The sequence below is a fragment of the Marivita cryptomonadis genome (assembly GCF_002115725.1).
Taxonomy (GTDB): Bacteria; Pseudomonadota; Alphaproteobacteria; order Rhodobacterales; family Rhodobacteraceae; genus Marivita; species Marivita cryptomonadis.
This window is the reverse complement of record NZ_JFKD01000002.1, coordinates 235529-257010: the sequence shown is the minus strand read 5'-3', so window position 1 is coordinate 257010 and position 21482 is coordinate 235529. Positions and strand designations below refer to the sequence as shown.

24 protein-coding genes and 1 tRNA gene are annotated in these 21482 nt (G+C 58.2%); 14 read left to right on the top strand and 11 right to left on the bottom strand.

Going from position 1 to position 21482, the window contains the following annotated elements; genetic code table 11:
• Nucleotides 1-9: 9 nt before the first annotated feature.
• The 4 genes from MCRY_RS03180 to MCRY_RS03165 form a co-directional block, all read right to left on the bottom strand.
• Nucleotides 10-861, bottom strand: coding sequence for a metal ABC transporter permease (locus MCRY_RS03180; RefSeq protein WP_275296645.1), 852 nt, complete (start codon nucleotides 859-861; stop codon nucleotides 10-12).
• Nucleotides 858-1757: a metal ABC transporter permease gene (locus tag MCRY_RS03175; protein WP_085628024.1), complete on the bottom strand. Its 900-nt coding sequence runs from the start codon at nucleotides 1755-1757 to the stop codon at nucleotides 858-860. The genes MCRY_RS03180 and MCRY_RS03175 overlap by 4 nt, the downstream gene beginning before the upstream one ends.
• A complete protein-coding gene (locus tag MCRY_RS03170; protein ID WP_085628023.1) occupies nucleotides 1757-2656 on the bottom strand; it encodes a manganese/iron ABC transporter ATP-binding protein in 900 nt (299 codons plus the stop codon). The genes MCRY_RS03175 and MCRY_RS03170 overlap by 1 nt, the downstream gene beginning before the upstream one ends.
• Nucleotides 2657-2771: 115 nt before the next feature.
• The gene (locus MCRY_RS03165) at nucleotides 2772-3674 is read right to left on the bottom strand and encodes a metal ABC transporter substrate-binding protein (protein ID WP_085628022.1); all 903 of its coding nucleotides are present in this window, start codon (nucleotides 3672-3674) and stop codon (nucleotides 2772-2774) included.
• A 398-nt stretch (nucleotides 3675-4072) separates the two neighbouring features.
• Here MCRY_RS03165 and MCRY_RS03155 point away from each other — a divergent pair, with 398 nt between their 5' ends.
• From MCRY_RS03155 to MCRY_RS03130, 6 genes are all read left to right on the top strand, one after another.
• A complete protein-coding gene (locus MCRY_RS03155) occupies nucleotides 4073-4924 on the top strand; it encodes a helix-turn-helix domain-containing protein (RefSeq protein ID WP_085628020.1) in 852 nt (283 codons plus the stop codon).
• Between the two features lie 19 nt (nucleotides 4925-4943).
• Nucleotides 4944-5372: a plasmid mobilization protein gene (locus tag MCRY_RS03150; protein ID WP_231017884.1), complete on the top strand. Its 429-nt coding sequence runs from the start codon at nucleotides 4944-4946 to the stop codon at nucleotides 5370-5372.
• The gene (locus tag MCRY_RS03145; RefSeq protein ID WP_085628019.1) at nucleotides 5366-6922 is read left to right on the top strand and encodes a relaxase family protein; all 1557 of its coding nucleotides are present in this window, start codon (nucleotides 5366-5368) and stop codon (nucleotides 6920-6922) included. The genes MCRY_RS03150 and MCRY_RS03145 overlap by 7 nt, the downstream gene beginning before the upstream one ends.
• 133 nt (nucleotides 6923-7055) lie before the next feature.
• Nucleotides 7056-7517: a mobile mystery protein A gene (locus MCRY_RS03140; RefSeq protein WP_085628018.1), complete on the top strand. Its 462-nt coding sequence runs from the start codon at nucleotides 7056-7058 to the stop codon at nucleotides 7515-7517.
• Nucleotides 7514-8119, top strand: coding sequence for a mobile mystery protein B (locus MCRY_RS03135; protein WP_085628017.1), 606 nt, complete (start codon nucleotides 7514-7516; stop codon nucleotides 8117-8119). The genes MCRY_RS03140 and MCRY_RS03135 overlap by 4 nt, the downstream gene beginning before the upstream one ends.
• Nucleotides 8120-8347: 228 nt before the next feature.
• Nucleotides 8348-9580: a DNA methyltransferase gene (locus tag MCRY_RS03130; RefSeq protein WP_176234490.1), complete on the top strand. Its 1233-nt coding sequence runs from the start codon at nucleotides 8348-8350 to the stop codon at nucleotides 9578-9580.
• Between the two features lie 4 nt (nucleotides 9581-9584).
• Here the strand turns inward: MCRY_RS03130 and MCRY_RS03125 are convergent, their stop codons facing one another.
• Together MCRY_RS03125 and ribA are read right to left on the bottom strand one after the other, a co-directional pair.
• The gene (locus MCRY_RS03125) at nucleotides 9585-10334 is read right to left on the bottom strand and encodes a hypothetical protein (protein ID WP_139834085.1); all 750 of its coding nucleotides are present in this window, start codon (nucleotides 10332-10334) and stop codon (nucleotides 9585-9587) included.
• Between the two features lie 202 nt (nucleotides 10335-10536).
• Entirely contained in the window at nucleotides 10537-11127 is a 591-nt protein-coding gene (ribA, locus tag MCRY_RS03120) for a GTP cyclohydrolase II RibA (RefSeq protein WP_085628014.1), read from the bottom strand.
• 53 nt (nucleotides 11128-11180) lie between these two features.
• On the opposite strand from ribA, the gene MCRY_RS03115 reads away from it, so the two are divergent.
• A complete protein-coding gene (locus tag MCRY_RS03115) occupies nucleotides 11181-13484 on the top strand; it encodes an ATP-binding protein (protein ID WP_085628013.1) in 2304 nt (767 codons plus the stop codon).
• Here the strand turns inward: MCRY_RS03115 and MCRY_RS03110 are convergent.
• Genes MCRY_RS03110 through MCRY_RS03100 form a run of 3 tightly spaced genes read right to left on the bottom strand, consistent with a single transcriptional unit; the run spans nucleotide 13481 to nucleotide 14883 of the window.
• The gene (locus tag MCRY_RS03110) at nucleotides 13481-14125 is read right to left on the bottom strand and encodes a nucleoside/nucleotide kinase family protein (protein WP_085628012.1); all 645 of its coding nucleotides are present in this window, start codon (nucleotides 14123-14125) and stop codon (nucleotides 13481-13483) included. The two genes, MCRY_RS03115 and MCRY_RS03110, sit on opposite strands and share 4 nt — an antisense overlap.
• On the bottom strand, nucleotides 14125-14424 hold the full coding sequence (locus tag MCRY_RS03105; protein WP_085628011.1) for a hypothetical protein: 300 nt from the start codon (nucleotides 14422-14424) through the stop codon (nucleotides 14125-14127). Before MCRY_RS03105 ends, MCRY_RS03110 begins: the two co-directional genes overlap by 1 nt.
• A gap of 3 nt (nucleotides 14425-14427) precedes the next feature.
• Nucleotides 14428-14883 carry a helix-turn-helix domain-containing protein gene (locus MCRY_RS03100; protein WP_238939814.1) on the bottom strand — a complete coding sequence of 152 codons (456 nt, stop codon included), beginning with the start codon at nucleotides 14881-14883 and terminating at the stop codon, nucleotides 14428-14430.
• Between the two features lie 109 nt (nucleotides 14884-14992).
• Here MCRY_RS03100 and MCRY_RS03095 point away from each other — a divergent pair, with 109 nt between their 5' ends.
• The 3 genes from MCRY_RS03095 to MCRY_RS03090 are packed head-to-tail and all read left to right on the top strand — an operon-like array spanning nucleotide 14993 to nucleotide 16537.
• A complete protein-coding gene (locus MCRY_RS03095) occupies nucleotides 14993-15232 on the top strand; it encodes a hypothetical protein (protein ID WP_085628009.1) in 240 nt (79 codons plus the stop codon).
• A gap of 16 nt (nucleotides 15233-15248) precedes the next feature.
• The gene (locus MCRY_RS22780; protein WP_155846068.1) at nucleotides 15249-15422 is read left to right on the top strand and encodes a hypothetical protein; all 174 of its coding nucleotides are present in this window, start codon (nucleotides 15249-15251) and stop codon (nucleotides 15420-15422) included.
• Nucleotides 15419-16537: a tyrosine-type recombinase/integrase gene (locus MCRY_RS03090; RefSeq protein ID WP_176234488.1), complete on the top strand. Its 1119-nt coding sequence runs from the start codon at nucleotides 15419-15421 to the stop codon at nucleotides 16535-16537. The genes MCRY_RS22780 and MCRY_RS03090 overlap by 4 nt, the downstream gene beginning before the upstream one ends.
• A 4-nt stretch (nucleotides 16538-16541) precedes the next feature.
• Here the strand turns inward: MCRY_RS03090 and MCRY_RS03085 are convergent.
• Nucleotides 16542-16617 (bottom strand) — tRNA-Lys (locus tag MCRY_RS03085).
• Nucleotides 16618-16756: 139 nt separating this feature from the next.
• Here MCRY_RS03085 and dapF point away from each other — a divergent pair.
• The 4 genes from dapF (at nucleotide 16757) to MCRY_RS03065 (ending at nucleotide 20624) form a co-directional block, all read left to right on the top strand.
• Entirely contained in the window at nucleotides 16757-17596 is an 840-nt protein-coding gene (gene dapF, locus MCRY_RS03080) for a diaminopimelate epimerase (protein WP_085628007.1), read from the top strand.
• Entirely contained in the window at nucleotides 17593-18846 is a 1254-nt protein-coding gene (gene mtaB, locus MCRY_RS03075) for a tRNA (N(6)-L-threonylcarbamoyladenosine(37)-C(2))-methylthiotransferase MtaB (protein ID WP_085628006.1), read from the top strand. Before dapF ends, mtaB begins: the two co-directional genes overlap by 4 nt.
• Before the next feature lie 123 nt (nucleotides 18847-18969).
• Nucleotides 18970-19665, top strand: a complete 696-nt coding sequence (locus MCRY_RS03070) for a CDP-alcohol phosphatidyltransferase family protein (protein ID WP_085628005.1) — start codon at nucleotides 18970-18972, stop codon at nucleotides 19663-19665.
• Between the two features lie 35 nt (nucleotides 19666-19700).
• Nucleotides 19701-20624 carry a DMT family transporter gene (locus MCRY_RS03065; RefSeq protein ID WP_085628004.1) on the top strand — a complete coding sequence of 308 codons (924 nt, stop codon included), beginning with the start codon at nucleotides 19701-19703 and terminating at the stop codon, nucleotides 20622-20624.
• Here the strand turns inward: MCRY_RS03065 and MCRY_RS03060 are convergent.
• Complete coding sequence (locus MCRY_RS03060; protein ID WP_085628003.1) at nucleotides 20572-21381, bottom strand: ABC transporter permease; 810 nt, start codon at nucleotides 21379-21381, stop codon at nucleotides 20572-20574. The two genes, MCRY_RS03065 and MCRY_RS03060, sit on opposite strands and share 53 nt — an antisense overlap.
• Between the last annotated feature and the right edge of the window lie 101 nt (nucleotides 21382-21482).

Genomic DNA, 21482 nt, shown 5'->3' with positions numbered 1-21482 from the left:
GGGGAAGCCCTACCCCCGCTGGACGCGCAGGCGGGAGGCGCGGCGGGTCAGCACCTGACGACGGATGAAGGCCAGAATAAAGAGCGCGCTTAGGATCAGAATGATGGTCGGTGCCGGTGCACTGTCGAGAAAGAAGCTGAGGTAGGTGCCCAACAGCATCGCTGCCATGTTCACCGTAACCGCAACCCAAAGCATCGCCTTGAACTGACGCACCAGCAGGAACGCAATCGCCCCCGGCGCGATCAGTAGGCCGATGGCAAGGATGAGGCCAGCCGCCGACAGCGTGGCGACGATCGTCAGCGACAGCGCTGTCAGCATCCCGTAATGCAGCGCGTTGACCCAGAGGCCAGACGCTTGGGCCTGCGCGGGATCGAAGCTGTGCAAGAGCCAGTCTTTCCATTTGAGCAGGAGCATGCCCGCAACCAGCGCCGAGATGATACCAGCGGTCCAAAGCTCGTGCGGCTCCACCCCCAACATATTGCCGAACAGGATGTGGTCGAGATGGGCGTTCGTCTCAACCGAGACATAAAGCACGATCCCGAGACCAAACATGCCAGAGAACACCACCCCCATCACCGTGTCCTCTTTGACCCGGCTGTTTATCGACAGATACCCTGTCGCCAGCGCGCAGGTCATGCCAGCGGCAAACGCACCGATGATGAGCGGGATGCCGAGGATATAGGCCAGAACGATGCCTGGCAGAACGGCGTGGCTGACCGCGTCGCCCATAAGCGCCCAGCCTTTGAGCACCAGAAAGCAGGAGAGCAGCGCAGTGGGCACCGCAACCATCATCGAAATGAGAAAGGCGTTTTGCATAAATGCAAAGCGGAAGGGCAAAAGCAGGGCTTCAACGTCCATCATGCACCGCCTTTTGCAGGGTCGGCCTGCACGAGGCTGTCCTTTGGCCCATCCCTCAGCGCTGCGTTCGCCTTGCGACGTGCAGCAAGCAGACCGTGCTGCGGGGCAAACACAAAAGCCACGAGGAAAATCAGCGTTTGCAAGCAGACGATGATCCCACCGGTCGCACCGTCGAGGAAGTAGCTGATATAGGCTCCGGTGAAGCTGGTCACCGACCCGATCACCACCGAAGTCACGATGAGGCGCGGGAAACGGTCGCAGAGCAGGTAGGCGGTCGCCCCCGGTGTCACCACCATGGCGATCACGAGGAACGCGCCCACGGTTTGCATTGCCGCCACAACCGAGGCCGAGAGCAGGATGAAGAACACTGCTTTAAGCAGTTGTGGACGCAGGCCGATGGTGCGGGCGTGGTTTTCGTCGAAGAACGTAACCATCAGATCTTTCCACTTGAGCAGCAGCACCGCCAGCGACACGAAGCCGATGATGGCAAGCTGCAATGTATCCTCGGGTGTGATGGCAAGGATATTGCCCATGGTGATGGTCTGCACCGAGACCGAGATCGGGTTCATGGATACCATGAACAGGCCGAGCCCGAAGAACGAAGTGAAGATCAGGCCGATGATCACGTCAGGTTTGAGGCCCGAGCGTTCCGACAAGAACAGCATCGCCCCCGCAGCCAGCCCGCCCGCGATGAACGCGCCCAGCGCGAAGGGCAATCCAAGGATATAGGCCCCGGCGACACCCGGCACGACCGAATGGGCCAGCGCGTCGCCGATCAGGGACCAGCCCTTGAGCATCAGATAGGCCGAGAGGAACGCACAGACCGCGCCGACCAGTGCCGAGACCCACATGGCGTTGACCATGTAATTGTAGCCGAAGGGTTCCAGCAGAAGGTCCATCACGGTTTGCTTTCCGTGATCTGGGTCTTGTCGCCGTATTGCACGAAGGGGCGTTCATCGTCGGTAAAGATCGTGATTGCACGGGCGTCTTCGTCGTCGTGCAACGCATCACCGCCCAGCGTGAAGTGGCGCAGCACTCCGCCGAACGCCTGTTCAAGGTTCTCGCGGGTGAAGGTGGTCTCGGTCGGGCCGTAGCTGAGCACAGTGCCTTTCACCAGAACCGTGCGGTCGCAGAATTCGGGAACCGACCCGAGATTGTGGGTCGAGACCAACATCACCCGGCCTTCGTCGCGGAGTTCGCGCAGCAACGCAACGATCTGGTCCTCGGTTTTGACGTCTACGCCTGTGAACGGTTCATCCAGCAGGATCACCTGCCCGTCCTGTGCCAAGGCGCGTGCAAGGAATACGCGCTTGCGCTGGCCGCCGGAGAGTTCACCGATCTGGCGGTGGCGGAACTCGGTCATGTTTACGCGGGCCAGCGCCTGATCGACCGCTGCGTGGTCGGCGGCTTTGGGGCGACGCAGAAACCCCATTTTGCCGTAGCGGCCCATCATCACGACATCTTCGACCAGCACCGGGAAGGCCCAGTCCACCTCTTCGGATTGCGGCACGTAGGCCACGAGATTGCGGGCCAGCGCCTCTTTGACGGTCAGTCCCAGGATGCGAATCTCGCCCTTGGCGGCAGGCACAAACCCCATGATCGCCTTGAACAGCGTGGACTTGCCCGCGCCGTTGATGCCCACAAGCGCCGTCACGGTGCCGCGCGGGATTTCGAAACTGGCGTTCCAAAGCGCGGTGTGGCCGTTGCGATATGTGACGGTCACGTCCTGTGCGGACAGACCGCCGCCCTTTGCCGCGCTGCTGGTGGTCCGGGTCGTCTGGCTCTGCTCATCGAGCATGGCGTGTCCTTAGTGTTGCAGGCCTTTGGCCTGACGGAGTTGCAGGCGCTTGGTCCTGACATGGGTGCGCCCGCAGCCTTGCAGCTGCGGGCCTTTGTATCCGGTTCTGCGCCGCCTAGTTGCTGACGGCGGTGGTCAGACCTTCGGCAACGGTGCGGGTCGTCACGGTCAGCAGGTCAAGGTACGTCGGCACCGGACCGCCTTCCTCGCTCAACGAATCGACATAGAGCACGCCGCCATAGGTGACACCCGTTTCGCGCGCGACCTGTTCCGCCGGAGCGGTGTTGACGGTGCTTTCGCAGAAAACAACTGGGATGTCATTGTCCCGGACACCGTCGATCACCGCGCGGACCTGCTGAGGTGTGCCGTTCTGGTCGGCGTTCATCGGCCAGAGATACAGCTCTTTCAATCCCATGTCGCGCGCAAGGTAACTGAACGCGCCTTCGCAGGTCACCAGCCAACGCTGGTCTTCGTGAATGGCCGCGACCGCCGCGCGCAGCGGTTCGATCGTGGCGCGCAGCTCGGCTTTGTAGCGGTCGGCGTTCGCGGCATAGATCGTGGCATTGTCCGGGTCAGCATCAGCAAAGGCTTTGGTGATATTGTCGATATAGATCAGAGCGTTATCCAGTCCCATCCAGGCATGCGGGTTGGGCTTGCCTTCGTAACTGCCTGACGAGATCGAGATCGGGTCGATGCCATCGCTGAGCGTGACAGACGGCACATCTTCCAGATTGGAGACGAATTGCTCGAACCATAGTTCGAGGTTGAGCCCGTTCCACAGGATCAGATCGGCGTCATAGGCCCGCACGATATCTTGCGGGGTCGGCTCATAGCCGTGAATCTCTGCGCCTGGTTTGGTAATCGACACCACTTCGGCGGCATCCCCTGCCACGTTCGCCGCCATATCGGCAAGAACGGTAAAGGTGGTGACCACTTTCATCTTCTCGTCCGCTGTCGCCCCACTGGCCGCGACAGCCAAAAGCCCGGCCGATACCAGCGCGGTGAACTTCGTTCTCATGTTTTGACCCTCCGTGTTGACTATGCCTGTTCAGTTTTGAAAATGCAAATCACTCGCAACAACGTAGGAAGACAGACCGCCCCCACAAGGGGTACGACACAAAAATATCCCACGATGTACCGCGGATATCCCTATGCGAAGCTGCATTTTTGAGAAGATCAGTGGTGAGCCGTGCAGGACTGTGCGGGGTGAGGGAAATCAACGGCTTGCGCTGGCGAACCGGAAAAACCCATCCCTTGATTTGATTAGGCTTTTCGGGCCTCTGGCGAACCGTTTCAGGGGGCCAAGAAACCGAAAGGCCGCTGACTGGGCTGGCACCCGCGTCAACGGCCAAATCGAAAAGTTTGCGCAGAATAGATACCAGATCGCGCCTGTGATCGCAATCGCGGGAGGGGCCAATGTCTGAGGTTCTGCCCTTCTGCAAGATCAAGCTACAATACCTGCTCGAGATGGTCACCGACCACGCGCTGGACGACAACGCCCTGCGAGTCGCTCTCTACCTGGCGCTAGCCCATGCGGACCACGAGACCGGCGAGAGCCGCCCGTCCTTCGAGACCATCGGCGCGGCCATCGGCAAGCACGCCAAGTCGGTCAAGCGGGCGCTGAACAAGGTCGAGGCGGCAGGCTACATGACCGTGGAGCGCGGGACCAATAAAGGGAAATCGTCGCGCTACCGACCGACCGAGGCCGCCATGAGACGGGCGACCGAACGCCGCCGGGAGGGGGACAAGGTTGTCCCGCTTAGCCGCGCCAAAGGGGGACACTCCTGTCCACAAAGCGGGACAGACCTGTCCGGCAAAGGGGGACAGGATCGCCCCCCGAACAGAGAACAAGAACTTAGAAAAGAACAGGGGCGCGCGTCCGCGCCGGATTTGCCCGATGAAGGGCTATCCGGCGGAACGCGCCCGGACCTGGTGTTTGTCCCGAGGGGCATCTGCTTTGTCCGGGACTGGGATGCACGGCTGGCCCGGGAAGGGATGACCACGCTGGAGCGCAGCCTGCCCCTGTCGCCGCACGAGCATCATCTGGGCTTCTGGCTTCCGGCCCGGACACCGGCCCCGGTGGAAAGCGCGGAATGGCAGGCGCAGTTGCGTCTTCTGCGGGATGTCATCCGTCAGGCGCAGGATGGCGCATGCACCGCGCCTTCTGCACCCCGCATCGCGTCCTTTGCACAGCGTCAGATGCAGCGCGCATCGCGTCTTGCGCAGGATGTTGCCCCGACCGTGGGGGAGAACCGTCATGCGGTCTGAGGAAACAGCAAGGCGACCCATGTCATACGCTGGCGCTTCTGACACTGGACCTTGCGAGGGGCGGCAAGCCTCCCCTTCGAACCCCACCGGCGCGGGCAAGACCCGCGCAAAGGAGCCGCTGACGGAGACCTTCGTCTTCCGTTGCACGGCGGCTGAGAAAGCCGAGCTGCGGGCCAAGGCCGAGGCTGCGGGACTACCCGCCTCAACGCTCTTGCGTGAGGCGCTTGGCTTGACCGAGGCGCGCCGCCGCAAGCCCGTGCCGCGCGTCGATCCGGCGCTGGTGCTGGCCGTCGGGCGCATCGGCGGAAACCTCAACCAGATTGCGCGCTGGCTGAACCGCGCGATGCTGGTGGGCCGCACCGACCTCGACAGCCTGACCGTCGCGCGCCGCCTGTTGGTGATCGAACGTCAGCTTGCCAAGCTCCTCGATGAGGCGCGGCGGTGCTGATCAAGTTCTTCCCCAATGGCAAGGGCGCGGGCGCGGGGCCGGTCGGATACCTCGTGGCCGAGCGCGTGCTGGCCTACGACGGCAACCGCGACCTGATCCGCGATGCCGATGGCCAGCCGCTGACCGTCACGCGCGACCCTTTGCCCGAGGTGCTGCGCGGCGACCCCAGCCGCACCGAGGCGCTGATCGACGCCAGCCGCCACCAATGGACCTACCGCGCGGGCGTGATCAGCTTTGCGGCTCAGGACGCGCCCAGCGAGGCGCAGCAGGCCGAGGTCATGGACGCATTCGAGCAGTTGGCCTTCGCCGGGCTGGACGGCGAGCAATATGACATGCTCTGGGTCCGCCACAGCCACGAAGACCGCGTGGAACTGCATTTCTGCACCCCACGCTTGGAACTGACCACGGGCCGCAGCCTGAACATCGCGCCACCGGGCTATCAGGACGCGTTTGACTCCTTACGCGACCTGATGAACCAGCGCCACGGCTGGGCCGACCCGATGAAGCTGGAGCGCGCGCAGGAGGTCCGCGACACCATCGAGGCCCCGACCCGCGCCCAGGGGCGGGACGAGCTGCATACGTGGATCCTCGATCAGATATCGATGGGTCTGATCGAGGATCGTACCAGCATGCTCGATGCCCTTGCCGACGCTGGCTTCGACCTTCCCCGCGTCGGCAAGACCTACCTGACCGCACGGGACCCCGAGACCGGCGAGCGCTGGCGCCTGAAAGGAGAGATTTTCCATGAAGACTGGCAAGCCGACCCGGCTGAGCGAGAAGCTGAACGCGGAGCTGGACACGATACGTCAGGACTACGCCGCCTCGATGGCATCCCAGCTGGAGAGCTTCAGGACCGATTTGACGGCCATTGCGAGCGACGCGCGGCGTACCATCGAGAACGATACGCGCCGCTTCCTGAACGAGAACAGGAGCTTGTTCGAGACACGGACCGAGCAGATCAGGCGCTGGCTGACGATCTCGCCCTGGGTGATCTCGGGGCTGATCGTGACGGGGATCGCCTCGATGATGGCCGCGAGCTGGTTCTGGACGGCGTTGCTGACGCGCTCGGAGCTGACGGAACTGGGCCTGACGCGGATCGACCGGGGGGAGCAGACCTGGCTGACGCTGGACCCCGACAGGACCGAGCTGAAAACCTGCACACTGGCCGGAACGCCGGTCATCTGCATCAAGATCGAGGAGGAATAGATGACGGCACCCCTGACAGCCTTGGAACGCGACTTGCTCGCCTGCGTCGAGCGGTTGGTGACGGCCTGCGAAACCTCAGCCGCGGAATTGAGCGGCTTGGAGGCGCGCTCGACGAAGAGGCTGCAAGTCCAGTTGGATGGTATCGCGGCCTGCGCGACGTTGCTCATACGCTCGCAGATCGCGTCAATGCAGGCGTTGCGTGGCTTGCTGAGCGAAGAGGTTACCTACAACGCGCTGGACGCGAAGTTGAACGAGAGCTTGAGCTTAGTGAGGGACGCCGAAGAGAGGCTGAGACAGAGCTAGAAGTGCAGGATCGGGACATGGACCGGGGGCTGACGCATTGAGTCGAGTGAGTTTTGCCATGTCAGGGATTGGCATATGAATGCATTATGCCATATCCTAGCATTGCGATAAGCAATGAAATGCCATACTTTGACATTACAATAATGTCTGATGTGCAAAACCAAAGGTTGGCAGATGTCCGTTTCACGTGCAAAACAACGGCAAGCAGAAGGCAAGATCAATCAGGCCAGGCAGGTGGCTCAAGCCCTCGCCAAGCCACTTGGAGGCTGGATTGCGACTTTCCAGGAAGCCATCGGCATGAGTGCACCGGCTCTAGCCGAGCGGTTGGGTGTGTCCAGGAACAGCATCTACAGCTCAATCCAGAACGAGCAGGCCGGGACGATTTCTCTAAACCAGCTCGACAAGATGGCTGAGGCCATGGGCGGCAAGTTGGTTTACGGGATCGTCCCGAACAAGGGCCCGGTTGAGGAAATCATCATGGCGCAAGCTCGCAAGAAGGCCAGACGCATCATCCAGCGCACCCGCGCGCACATGGCTTTGGAAGAGCAGACCGAAGGCCTGCGCAGCCAGGAAGAGATGATCGAGGAACTCGCGAGCGAAATTGCCCGCGAGATGCCGAGGGATTTCTGGAAATGACCTTAGAGCTGCACGAGCCTACCGGCGCGACCCCACTCACACCTGACGAGCTGCTTGGCCTCAAGGCCAAGCACATCACAACGCGCGGCGAGCTGAACGAGCTGGAGGGTGAAAACATCATCGAGGGGCTGACCTGGCTGGACCGGCGGCCCAGGTCTTTCGACATCCTGACCGACGATGCCGCCCGCGAGGTCCACAAGCGGTTGTTCGGCCAGGTCTGGGATTGGGCGGGTGTCTATCGTTTGACAGAGAAGAACATCGGCGTGCCGGTCTGGTACATCTCGACCGAAATGCGCACCTGCCTCGACGATGCCCGCTACTGGCGCGACAACGGCACCTATGACCCGCTGGAAGCAACTGCACGCTTCCACCACAAGCTGGTCTGGGTACATCCCTTTGCCAACGGCAACGGACGCTGGGCGCGGATTATGGCGGATGCCTACCTCGCCGCGATTGAACCGGATATCTTCATCGACTGGTCAGGTGGCAGTACCTTGACGGATGATAGCGACCATCGGGCTCGCTACATCGCGGCGCTGCGGGCGGCCGATCGGTTCGCGTTTGGGCCGTTGGTTGCCCTTCTAGAGGAAACTGCGAAATGACAATAAACCCGACGTCCGGCCTGAGGCGCCTTTGAAACGAACTGGTTAACAAACCGGCGCGGATGAACTAGGACCTAGTAAGCGATTTGGGCACCCGCCTCGCTCATCGCTGACACCTGCACAACAACCTAAGAGGTTACCACCGAATTGTGGGAACGAGATAAAAACATTCCTACCGATTTGTTCCAATCGGTGAAGTCAAATGAAAGGCACCATGCTTGGGAGAGAGTGCACTCGCCCAAGCCAAGTATTCATGACAAGAATTTGTTCGGACACTTCGTTTCGGTGTACGCTTCGTTCTCGCGTTCATTCGCACTTGATGCGCTGAACATATTGGCGACAAAGCGAAGTGAAATTGTTCTGGACCCATATTTCGGCGCGGGAACCACACTCAGCGCAGCAAACGAACTTGGAATGCCATCAATCGGCATTGAACTTAGCCCTTTTTCTGTGGCGTTGGCCAAGTTGAGGTTTACTACTGCACCTCAGAAAAAAATCTTTGACGGTCTTCTTGCTTCTAGGAACCCGAACCCAAGCTTGAACGCATTCTCTTCAGAGACGGCCTCGTTATTCAACGAGCCCGACTTGGCTCTGATTTCCTCGTTGCTTCCACAGGAAGTGGTCGATCCACAAACCAATTGGCTTCGAAACATCTTTAGCACAACCGAACCACAACTGGATGACAGTACTTATGTGCTCCTTTGCGCCATCATTGCAGCAAACAAGTCGGCCAAAGTGACTAAGGGCTCGAACCCTGTATGGATTCGAAAGCTCTTGGAAGGGGAGCCTTATAGCGACACAAAGCTTGAAATTTTGACGAAAACCATTGCTGAGATGCTCCGCTCGTTAAACTTTCGCCAAGATGCGCCCACTCCTCAAGTCCGACTAGCTGACGCGCGATCCATGCCGATTGAGACAGATTCGATCGACATCGCTATCTTCTCACCGCCGTACCTGAACCGGTTGGACTATTTCGTCAGCAACTACCCGGCGAACATGCTTCTATGCGATCTTTCCGGAATCGACGCTGAAACTACAAGAAAGGAATTGATTGGCACAACTAAAATTGTTGGCAAGGACGTGTCACCTTATCCTATCGGAGATTACTGCAAGTCTCTTCTAAACGAAATCTGGAACCACCCTAGCAAGGCTTCGAAGAGCTATTACTATTGGAACTACGTAGATTACATCCGCTCAACTTACGAGGTGTCAGCGGAACTCAGAAGGGTGATCAAGCCCACTGGGCGGGGAGCGATAGTGATCCAAGATTCCTTTTACAAGGAACTGCGCGTATTAACGCACCAGATCGTTGTCGAATCGCTTCTGGCGCAGGGGTTTCGTTGCCAAATTGCTCGCCGTGAAACTGTCAAAGGTCATATGGGACGGATGAGCCCTAAACAGTCCAAGTACGCAAACGATAAGACGCTTTTTGAATATGTTGTAGAATTTTCATACACTTAGTCGCCTAGTAGAATCCTTTGTCGAAAACTGGCTCTTGGTACATTTGGTATTCATCAATCAAGTGCGCTTCACAAAAGCTGGAATATGGACACGCCAACTCGACCAGATTGGCAACGTCGTTTGGCATATTGCCCCGCTCAACATGCGTACAGCTGGGGTTCTTGGCGGTGCAAATTGCACGCCCAATTTGCCATTCAACATAGTTCAGGTCAGGCACCGAGATTCCTGCATAAAACGCGGTAAGTTCAGCCGCCTGGGCTACTGTTTCCCGCAGCTTGGTCACCAACCTAGGCCTGGGGTTCGGATGTCCAGAAAGATAAGGGTTCAGCGAGGTGTCTTTAGGTACTACTCTTCCTGTCCTGAGGTACGAACGGATGATGTGGTAGTCGATTGCAGGGGCGATTTTTTCTTTGTCAATGAAGTCGATCGCGCCTTCCCGAAGGAGATCGTGCGCTAGTACTTGGCTCTTCTTTCTTAGCGGGTCAGCTGAAAAGGCTTCAAACTCGTCGAGAAGAGCTAAGAAACCCTGATTGCCTGTGAGTTGGCCATTGCAATCCGAGAGAATCTGCCCTGCATCACCGTTCCATTTTTCTTGGATCACTTTTCCCACGTTGCGAAGCAATTTGGTTCTTTCAATCGCTCGCACGCGCTCTTGTTTTGGATATTCCATCAACCAGCCTGCAAACTCCTTGGCGGAGAGATGCGCCAAACGCTCTATGATTTTTTCAGGCTTTTTCAGAAGCTCATCGGCCATTCGGCCTTGCAAAAAATCCCAATTGAACGCGTGACAGACTGACACGAATGCGATCTTGAAAGACAGCTGGATTGGCAAGGGTAACAAGGACCAAGGGTGTTCCTCAGTAGGAGCTTGGTATCGCTTCAGAATTTGAGCCGCTTGGAAGCATGCCATAGGCTTCACAGAAAACGGCTCACCAGCCAAGCTTTCCTCTACAGGTCTAGTCATCCATGTGGCCCAAACATGCTTTTTTCTGATCAAAGTATGCTTGCACTCTGCGGTCTCTCTCGATTCCTAGGTTGACCCTTTTGACGACAAAGCCTGCCTTATCGAGAGCCGCTATCTTATTGGGATTGTTGGTGTTCAGGAGGACTTCTTGGCCGATCCCAATAGCTTCCAGCGCTTTGATTGCGACGGAATAGGTGCGAGGATCTGGCTGAAACCCAAGCGCCTCAAAAGCAGTTCTAGTGTCCACGCCATCTCGTTGTTGAACTCTGATTGCCTCGATTTTGTTTTTCAGACCGGTCCCGCGGCCTTCCTCAAAGCGGTACAGAACGTAGCCCCCTTCTTTGCAGATTTTTTCGAGCGCTCTGGAAAGCTGCAACGAACAGTCGCAATCCATAGAACCCAAGCTCTCACTGAACACGCATGAGGAGTGGATCCGTACGAACGGTGGGCTCGTCTCCACTTTGGGGTTAGAAGCGATAAGGCACTCACCGTCCTGACACCAGAAATGCTGGACTAGCAGAGCACCATGCTCAGTGGTAAGTTCAATACTTGAAGATAGCAATAGGTGACTCCCTTGCAACACGCTGCCAACAGATTAGGCATTGGCGCGACCAAGACACAACTTTCGAGTTCACATTGACTGTTCCCTCGCTTCCACCAAAGGATGAAGAGCGTCTCGGTGTTTTTGGCCGAGAAACCGAGCTCGCGTCAATTCGCGAGACACTGCTTGCCCCCGAGAAGCGAAAAATTCTTCTGGGTGGCATCTCCGGCGTTGGAAAGACTAGTGCCTTGGCGGAAACGCAGGATCGACTTCGCAGTGAAAAAGACGTCCTGCTTACTTTGGAGATCACCTCGCCCGCGCAAAGTCCCGCCGAAGTCGTCCAGGTGCTTTCAACGCAGATTGCGTCCAGCGATTCAGTTCAGGTAGCAACCCTGAACCAGTACTTTTCAGAGTTGGCCAAGCGCCCGGTCAAGAATGCCTACAGATTGGGAATGGCCTTGTTGGGCGATGTAGCGAAGGCAAAACTCTCCAACGCAGAAGGAACGGTTAAAGAGATTGCGGCGATACTCGCGGAAACTGATGACGCGGCATCCACCGACGCACAAGCTCAAGCCTTAAGCGAGGCCGGAAAAGACGATTTAGTTCTCGCATTCAGGGAGTTGTTGCAAACCATCGCGGACAACGGGCAAAGTGGCTCTATAGTAGTCGACGGCTTGGAAAATGCATCTTCTTCGGTAGTCGACACTACACTGGCATTAGTCGCTGACCTTCCAGACAATTGGTGTATTTCACTGGCTGTGAACACCGAACGTACAGAAGGGCCCCAGGTTTTCTCAAAAATCTCAGAGCTTTTGGTATACCGTGGTGGCGAGGCCTTAGAACTACGAGGCCTAGACAGAGACGGCGTACTTGCTTGGATGAAGGAGTTTAATCCTGCTGACCGAGGTGATCATGAAATTGACAAGGCTATTGAAGTCACGCAGGGCAGGCCTCTATACTTAAGTGACTGGCTGTCGGGGACAGAACTCGATCAAGTCACGCTTGCACTTGGAAGAACGTTGGCTCCCACCTATCAGGCACGGTTCAACAGTCTGTCGCCGCAAGCCCAAGCCTACCTCTCGAGGCTTTGCGTGATACCTTCAGGTCTCTTCGACATTTCGGCAGTGGCTTCAGCTTTGGGCAACGGAATTCCCGATTTCAACGTTGTGGCAGTGCACAACGAGCTTAGGACTGCTCGTTTTCTTGAGGCCGGAATCGATCAACGGTTGCGGCCGCATGATGAAGTTCGTCAACAAGTTTCGAGTATTCTAGGGCAGGGTCTCCAGCGGGATGTGGCGCAGCAGATTCTGAATCAGGTAGAGGCTCTTGACGTAGACGTTGCTTCGCGAGAGGCTGAACTCCTACGGCTTCGTGCCGATGCTGGACAACTTGCGCAGGTTCGAGACGAAGGTGAAGCTGTTGCAGCGAAATTGCTGGAATACAGTCCGGAAGCTGCGGGCCAAGCATATGAAATAATTGCGGAAAGTCGTGCGGGCGAGATGGTTAGCGAAGAGGGTTCAGATTTTTTATTGAATCGCGCCAAAGCCATGATTGGAGTTGGAAAGTACCCTGCAGCCATCGAATTTGTTGACCAAGCAGATGCGAGTATCTCAGCGAAAGAGCTGGTTCTCAAATCAAACCAAGTACGGCTGAAAGCGTTGTTACGGTTAAACCGTTACTCGGAAGCTCAAACCATCGCGGCTCAAGTTTTGAAGCTCCTGCCAAAAGACGCTCCAGTCGAGTATATTGAAACTCTGCGCATCCTGAACACGATATACCGTGATCTGGGGGATGCGCCAAACGCAACGTCAACCGCCAAAGAATTGAAGAAAACCAGTAAAAGAATCGATTTGAATGATCGCGTGGCATCGAGAGTCTGGAGGAGTTTGGCACGAACTTATGCGATCTTTCGTCCAAATAGGTCTGTCCGCGCGGCCAAGAACGCACTTCGTTTTGCAGAGCGAAGCGGCGTTCTGCGCGACGTCGGCAACGCTTACCTAGCCGTCGGCGAGGCTCGTCGCCATACGGGTGAGTTCAAAAAAGCCGTGAAGGCGTACGAAAATGCAATCGACCGCGCACTAGCATTGGGCAACGTTGACTCACTGCTGTGGTCTGCTCTCGGAAAAGCAGACGCGGAAATGATGGCAGGTGACATCAGAGCAGCAACGCAGAGTCTCGGCCAGCTGCAGCCATTCTTTTCAGATGAGGGCAGGCGTCACCCACTTGAAGCATTACATTGGCAGCTTTCGCAGTTGGAACTGAGGCTTTTGACAAGTGAAGCAACTGACATAGACGTGCCTGCGCTCATTGAAGGATATTCCAAACTGGGACTCTCTTGGCCCGAGCAGTACATCGAGCAACTCTTAAGGGAAGGGAAAAATTTGCCGAAACCGATCTAGGTGAAGGCCGCATCTTGACGTAGGCCCAGTTCTCGAACTAGCGCCTCCGCCGAATTCTTGGGGTTCGATGTGTTTTTGACCTCAAATGCCTTTGGCGCATCCCGCCAATGATACTCAGATTCGTGAGTTAGAAATTTCGAAAGCACCCTTTTGGGCAGAACATGCCGAACTCCGTATCTGTAAGCCAAGATATCGAGCGGAGACCTCGCCACCTCAACCGATGGGCGTCGCACGGTTACGATATAGCCTCCCAAACTAGCAATTACATCCCAATCGCTTGGATAGCGGAGATCATCGACAACTATTGAGCAAGGTTTAGTTTTTTCACGCAACCGCTCGACTATTCGTCTCTCAAGACTCTTTGACCAAAGGTTCTCACCTATTGTTTCACGACCCCATTCAGTGCCCAAGGTGCTCAATGCAAACCGCACAGACTTGCCGGAAAGAACATCGTTGGGGGCTGACCTGTGCTCTGGCGGGCCTGCTACATCATATTCAGACAAGCCTAGAGCCATTAACATGGCCTTTAGTGGTGTGCCGATGTGCAGTTTGGTGAAGTTGAACTCCTCTACCAAAGTCTTGGCTATTGTTGACTTTCCTGCTCCTGACGCTCCTACGAGCCCAACAATAATATCACCCATCACGCCTCCATCTGGCGTATGCGACGGCAGAAGTAAGTCTCGACTCCGATCGCCAGTGCAAAGGCAGGAGCAAACAACATGATGGTGCAGGCAGACAGCGCCGCTGCGGTGAGGGCAAGCCACGGCATGTTGTCCGCGCCCCAAAACGCAACCATAGGCCCCCAGGTCATCAGATAAACTAGTGAGCTGGTGCCCATGGTGCCCATCACTGGGCGGGTGTACCGGCCTATGTCGGCTTGCATCCGCTCGATTGCCGCCAGTTGGTGGCGCTGCCACGTCTCGGGTTGCCTCAGATTCATTCGTTACTCTCTCAGCAGTTCGATCCAGGTGTGGACGTCGTCCATGGCGATCTCTTTCCCTTCCAGAAAGGACCGGTACCAGCGCGCAGCAATCGCCCCGCGTTTTTCGCTCTTCAGCTTTGTGCCGCTATCTGACAGGTACCTGTCCAGCGCGACCTCGAACTCCTCAAGGGCGGCGATATCATGTTTCATACGTACAGCTTCAACTCCCAACAAAATCCAATTCAGGTCCACTTCGAACTTCCGGTGCATTTCGACCAACGCCTCAACCGGGATCGAGCGTTTGCCCAGTTCATAGCTCTGGTAGGCGCGCAGCGAGATTCCGAGTGCTTCAGCCAGTTTCGTCTGCGACATACCCAACTCGTTGCGCGCAATCGCGATGCGCGCGCCGAGGGCGCTCAGGTAGTCATAGGGACGATCCGCCATTTTCGACAGCAATCCACTTGCAGCTGCGTTCATTTGAATGCTATGCGCACAAATGAACGTTATTCGTTGTGTTTCGTTATCGGACCACGGCGCATGAGCGCATTCAACCCGATTCGCGCTACCTTATGAAAAGGAGAGGGTTTTGGCACAGGAAAAACTGCTTTCACCGAAAGAACTGGGTGATCTGGTCGGATTGAGCGCCGCGCAAGTTCGCGCGTTGATGAACGATGGCCGGCTGGAGTTCGTCGAGATTTCCGCGAAAACCAAGCTTCTGACTATGAGCGGTTGGGAGCGGTTCCAGAAGAACGCGACGAAGGTGAAACGCCGCGAAGGTGATCAGCCGCGCTTGCCCTTGGGCGAGCCGCAACACCACAGCCTCTGACGGAAAGGGACACCCGATGGCCATGCCCCGCGCGACGCTGACGCAGAGCGAACTGACACGATACCTCAAGGCGTACAGGGACGCGGGCATTCCGGTCGTACGGTCCGAGATCAGCCGAGACGGCAAGGTCGTGATTTACAGCACCGAGAAGCAGACCGACGAGGTCAATAACCCATGGGATCGCCCATGAAACGACGCAAGCAGTTTCCCGGCGCGACGGCCTATTTCGACCGGCACGGGAAGCGGCGTTGGCGGTTTCGGAAGGGTGGGTTTTCGGCTGAGTTGGGGAGTGACTACGGGTCGGAGGATTTCGTTCGCCGTTATGAGGACGCGGTGAACGGGCACAAGACGCGCGGGCTGATCGGGGCTGACCGAACAAAGCCCTACAGCGTCAGCCAGCTTGTCGCGCTGTGGTATCGCTCGCCGGAGTTCCTCGATCTCGCACCCAGCACGCAGAAGGTTTATCGGGGGATCGTCGAGAAGTTCCGCGAAGAGCATGGCGACAAGCCGGTGCGATTGATGCAGCGGAGGCATGTGCAGACGATCCTAGCGGATAAGGCCGTGGCGCCGACCGCAGCAAACAACCTGCGCAAGCGGCTGATCCAGTTGATGGATTTCGCGATCACGCTTGACTGGCGCGGCGACAACCCGGCGCGGGCGACGAAGCCGTTCCGTGTGGGCGGTGACGGCTTCCATACCTGGGACGAGGACGAGCTGGCGCAATTCTTCAAGGCCCATAAGCCCGGCACGCTGGCGCATACGGCAGTGACGCTGATGCTTTACACCGGTGCGGCGCGGGTCGATGCGGTGAAGCTGGGGCCGAAGAACGTCCGCAACGGCAAGATCGAGTATCGGCGGCAGAAAACGCAACGGTCTGGCGGTGTTCTGGTGTCCGTGCCGATCCACCCAGACTTGGCTGAGGTGCTGGACAGGTTGCCGAATGACCGTCCCTTCCTGGCCACCCAGAAAGGCACCATGCGCTCTGCCGGTGGGCTGGGCAATCTCATGCAGCGTTGGACCGAAGACGCGAAACTGCCCCAGTGCTCTGCCCATGGCCTGCGCAAGGCCTGCGCGCGCCGTCTGGCCGAGGCTGGGGCAACCGCGCACGAGATCGGCGCAGTCACAGGACATAAAACACTGGCACTGGTCCAGCGCTACACCGAGGCCGCTGGACGCGAAGGCATGGCCGATTCCGCGATTGAGAAACTCGTCGCCCGCCCCAATGGCGAGCGCAATTTGGCGAACCTTCCCAAGAGGTTCGTCAATTCTGACACCAACCCCAAGCAGGGAAAGGAAACTTTATGATCAGTGGTGAGCCGTGCAGGATTCGAACCTGCGACCCACTGATTAAAAGTCAGTTGCTCTACCAACTGAGCTAACGGCCCACTGGCGCGCTGTCTAGAAAGACGCACCGGGGTGGTCAACCCCCAAAACGGCAGAATTCAAACCAATCTCACAGTTTGCCGAAATGGGCGCGGTGCGGTGGGCTGGAAAGATGTCCATGACAGGCGTATATACGCGGCCATGATGACCCATGCAACGCGCGATATCGCTTTCATGAAGATGCACGGACTCGGCAATGATTTTGTCGTGCTGGATGCGCGTGCGCGCCCTGTTGGCATGACGGCAGCGCTCGCGCAGGCAATCGGGGACCGTCATCGCGGTGTGGGATTCGACCAGCTTGCGGTGATCGAAACTGGCGACGGTGATGCCGATGCGCGATTGATCTTCTACAATTCGGATGGATCGACGGCTGGCGCCTGTGGCAATGCAACGCGATGCATTGCGCGGCATTTGATGGCCGAAGCAGGACGACCCGAGGTGGTGTTGACCACAGAGCGTGGTCGCTTGCTGGCGCGCGATGCCGGTGACGGGCTCACGTCAGTGAATATGGGGCAGCCTCAGTTGCGCTGGGACGAGGTTCCGTTGGCGCATGACATGGACACATTGGAGTTGCCCATAGACGGCGCGCCCACGGCGACAGGGATGGGCAACCCGCATTGCACCTTCTTTGTCGAGAACGCCGAATCGGTGGACCTTGAGGCGCGGGGTTCCGAGATCGAACATCACCCGCTCTATCCGCAGCGCACCAATGTGCAGTTTGCCAGCGTCATCGGCCCCGACCATCTGCGGATGCGGGTGTGGGAGCGTGGGGTTGGCGTCACGTTGGCCTCCGGGTCGTCGTCCTGTGCCACGGCAGTTGCAGCGTCGCGGCGCGGATTGACCGGGCGTCGAGTGAGTATCGACCTTGATGGCGGGCGGATCGAGATCGACTGGCGCGAGGATGGCGTCTGGATGACCGGGCCGACCGCGCATGTGTTCTCTGGCACCTTCTCGGTGGACTGGCTGGAGGCGGTGTCGTGACCCCGCCCAAGTTCACAACGCTGGGCTGCCGCCTGAACGCTTATGAGACCGAGGCAATGAAAGACCTTGCTGCACAGGCGGGGCTTGAGAACGCCGTTGTGGTCAACACCTGCGCCGTCACCGCCGAGGCGGTGCGCAAGGCGCGGCAGGAGATTCGCAAGCTGCGCCGGGACAATCCGAACGCCAAGCTGATCGTGACCGGCTGCGCGGCGCAGACCGAACCAGAGACCTTTGCCAAGATGGCTGAAGTTGATGCCGTGATCGGCAACACCGAGAAGATGACGCCCGATACTTGGAAAGGTTTGGCGGCGGACTTCATCGGTGAGACTGAGGCGGTGCAGGTCAATGACATCATGTCCGTGACCGAAACCGCGCAGCATCTGATCGACGGATTCGGCACGCGGTCCCGCGCTTATGTGCAGGTCCAGAACGGCTGCGACCACCGCTGCACGTTTTGCATCATTCCCTACGGTCGGGGCAATTCGCGGTCCGTGCCCGCCGGAGTGATCATCGATCAGATCAAGCGGCTGGTCGACAAGGGCTTCAATGAGGTGGTGCTGACCGGGGTTGACCTGACCTCTTGGGGGGCAGACCTGCCCGCGCAACCGAAGCTCGGCGATCTCGTGATGCGCATCCTCAAGCTGGTGCCCGACCTGCCGCGTCTGCGGATCAGTTCCATCGACAGCATCGAGGTGGACGAGAACCTGATGCAGGCGATTGCGACCGAGCCGCGCCTGATGCCGCATCTGCATTTGAGTTTACAACATGGCGACGACCTCATCCTGAAGCGGATGAAACGGCGGCACTTGCGCGACGACGCGATCCGTTTTGCGGAGGCGGCACAGAAACTGCGGCCTGACATGACCTTTGGTGCGGATATCATCGCCGGGTTCCCGACCGAGACCGAGGCGCATTTCGAAAACTCGCTGAAGCTGGTCGAAGAATGCAATCTGACTTGGCTGCACGTCTTCCCCTATTCGCCTCGCGAAGGCACCCCCGCCGCGCGGATGCCGCAGGTGGACGGGCGCGCGATCAAGGACCGGGCCGCGCGATTGCGGGCCGCGGGCGAGGTTGCAGTGTCACGCCATCTGGCGGCGCAGCAGGGAGTGATGCACAGCGTGCTGATGGAAGCGCCAGACATGGGCAGGACAGAACAGTTTACCGAAGTCAGGTTTGCGGCAGAACAACCCGTGGGACAGATTGTCCGCGTGACGATCACCGGGCGGGACGGGCATCAGCTCGTTGCGTAATGGGACGGGCGCGTTTGCGTCCACGCAGCCTACCGATGCGTTGACGCATCGGGAAAACTCACAATAGCGGGAAAATGCGCACCCCCAATTGCACCGCTTCGACAATTCGGCCAAAACCTCGGAATGACTGATCAATCTCGCGCGTTGTGCGTCCACCTGCTGACCGCCACTGGAGCCGTCTTTGCCATGCTGGCACTGCTGGCAGCCGCTCAGGAGAAGTGGTCGATCATGTTCCTGTGGCTGGTGGTGGCCTTTGCGGTGGACGGCATCGATGGCCCGTTGGCGCGGAAATACGATGTGAAGACCAACGCACCGCGCTTTGACGGGGTACTGCTTGACCTTATCATCGACTACCTGACTTACGTTTTTATTCCTGCCTTCGCACTGTTCCAATCAGGTCTTCTGCCGGGCTGGACGGGCTGGTTTGCGATCATCGTGATCACGTTTGCCTCGGCAATGTATTTCGCGGACAGCCGGATGAAGACCTCGGACAATTCGTTCCAGGGCTTTCCGGGCTGTTGGAATATGCTGGTGCTGGTGCTCTTCGCCATCGAGCCAAACTTCTGGGTCTCGTTGAGTATGGTGGCACTTCTGGCCGTGGCTATGTTCCTGCCGCTCAAGTTCATTCACCCGGTGCGCACGATGCGCTGGCGCAACGTGTCATTGCCGATTGCGCTTGCCTGGACCTTCTTTGCGGGCTGGGCAGCTTGGGTCGATTTTCACCCCGAAAGCTGGGCGCATTGGGGGCTGATCGCCACCTCGCTTTACCTGATCCTTGTCGGGATCGTTCAGCAGATTGTACCGATACGCAACCAGTGATTGCCATCGTCTGAAAAGCTGATCATGGCTGAGCCATGTTCGTACCCAAAGCCCAGAATCCGCTTGTTGCTGCGCTGTTGACGCTGCTGGCCTCGGCTTTCGTCGCAGGCGCCACGCTATTGGCCAAGATGCTGGGGACAGACGCGCTGGGGCCGCCCTTGAACCCGTTGCAGATCAGTCAGGGGCGCTTCATTTTTGCCTTTCTGGCCTTTGCTGTCGCCGCCACGCTGATGCGGTTGCGGTTCACACCGATTGCGTGGCCGACGCACACGCTACGGGTGGCATTCGGCTGGGGTGGCGTGACGCTTATGTTTGCGGCGGCGGCATTTATCCCATTGTCGGACGCCACCGCGATCAGCTTCCTGAACCCGGTGATCGGGATGTTGCTGGCAATTCCGCTTTTGGGAGAACGGGTCGGACCCGTCCGTCTGAGCGCGGCGGCAATTGCGTTGATCGGCGCAATGATTCTGCTGCGCCCGACGCCTGACGCGTTTCAACCTGCCGCGCTTTTGGCGGTTGGCGCGGCTTTGTCGCTGGGGTTCGAGGTGATCGTGATCAAGCGGCTGACCGGGCGCGAGGGGCCGCTGCAAATTCTGCTGATCAATAATGTGATCGGCGTTGGCATCGCCTCTGCTGCGGCCATCTGGGTGTGGATCGCACCGACGTCACAGCAATGGATGGCGCTGGCGGGGATCGGGTTCTTGATGGCGGCGGCGCAGACCTGCTTCATCAATGCAATCGCACGGGCCGACGCAAGCTTTGTGGGGCCGTTCTTTTATGCCACGCTGGTCTTTGCTGCGTTCTACGATTTTCTGGTCTTCGGTGTCCGTCCCGATGCGGTGTCGGTGATCGGGACGATGATCATCCTGTGCGGCGCAGGTCTTTTGGTTTGGCGGGAAGGCCGGGTCAGGCCTTCAGCCGGTAGCCCCGTCGGAAAAATACCCACGCAAGCAGATTGATTGCGACCGTACTCGCGACAGCAATCACCGCACCCAGAACGGGGCTGCTGTCCGAGACCCCAATCATACCCCAGCGTACCCCGTCGATCAGATAGAAGATCGGGTTTGCATGGGTGATGTCATACATCACGGGCGGAAGAGCCTCGACTGAGTAGAAGGTGCCCGACAAGAAGGCGAGCGGGGTCACGACGAAATTGGTGATCGCTGCCATCTGGTCGAACTTTTCCGCATAGATGCCCGCGACCATGCCAATGCCCGACAACAGCCCCGCACCGACGATAACAAAGAACAACGCGGCAATCGGATGCTGCGGTACGATGCCAAGGAACACCCAAAGCGCCACGGCAATGGCAATAGCGACCATCAGCCCGCGCGCAACGCCTCCGGCCAAATACCCCAACACCAGCTCCCCCGCAGACAGCGGCGGCATCAGCGTGTCGACGATATTGCCCTGCACTTTGGACACGACAATCGACGAAGACGTGTTGGCAAAGGCGTTCTGGATCACGGTCATCATCAGGATGCCCGGCGCGATAAATGTGGTGAAATCCACCCCCATCACGTCGCCCCGGCGGGGGCCGATGGCGATGGTGAAGATCAGCATGAACAACCCCGCAGTCACCAAAGGAGCAAGCAAGGTCTGGGTCCAGACATTGAGGAAACGCAGGATCTCGCGCTGGCCCAATGTGTAAAGGCCAAGCCAGTTCACCCGTCCAAAGCGGCGTTCGTTCGCGATCATCTGTCCAGTCTGCTGCATTGGAGCCCTCTTGCCTGTCAGTTCGGGTTGTAACTCGCCCGCGCATGATTAGAATAAGGAGCGACTTAGAGATTTCGGGCGGCCAACGCAAACGGCCGCTC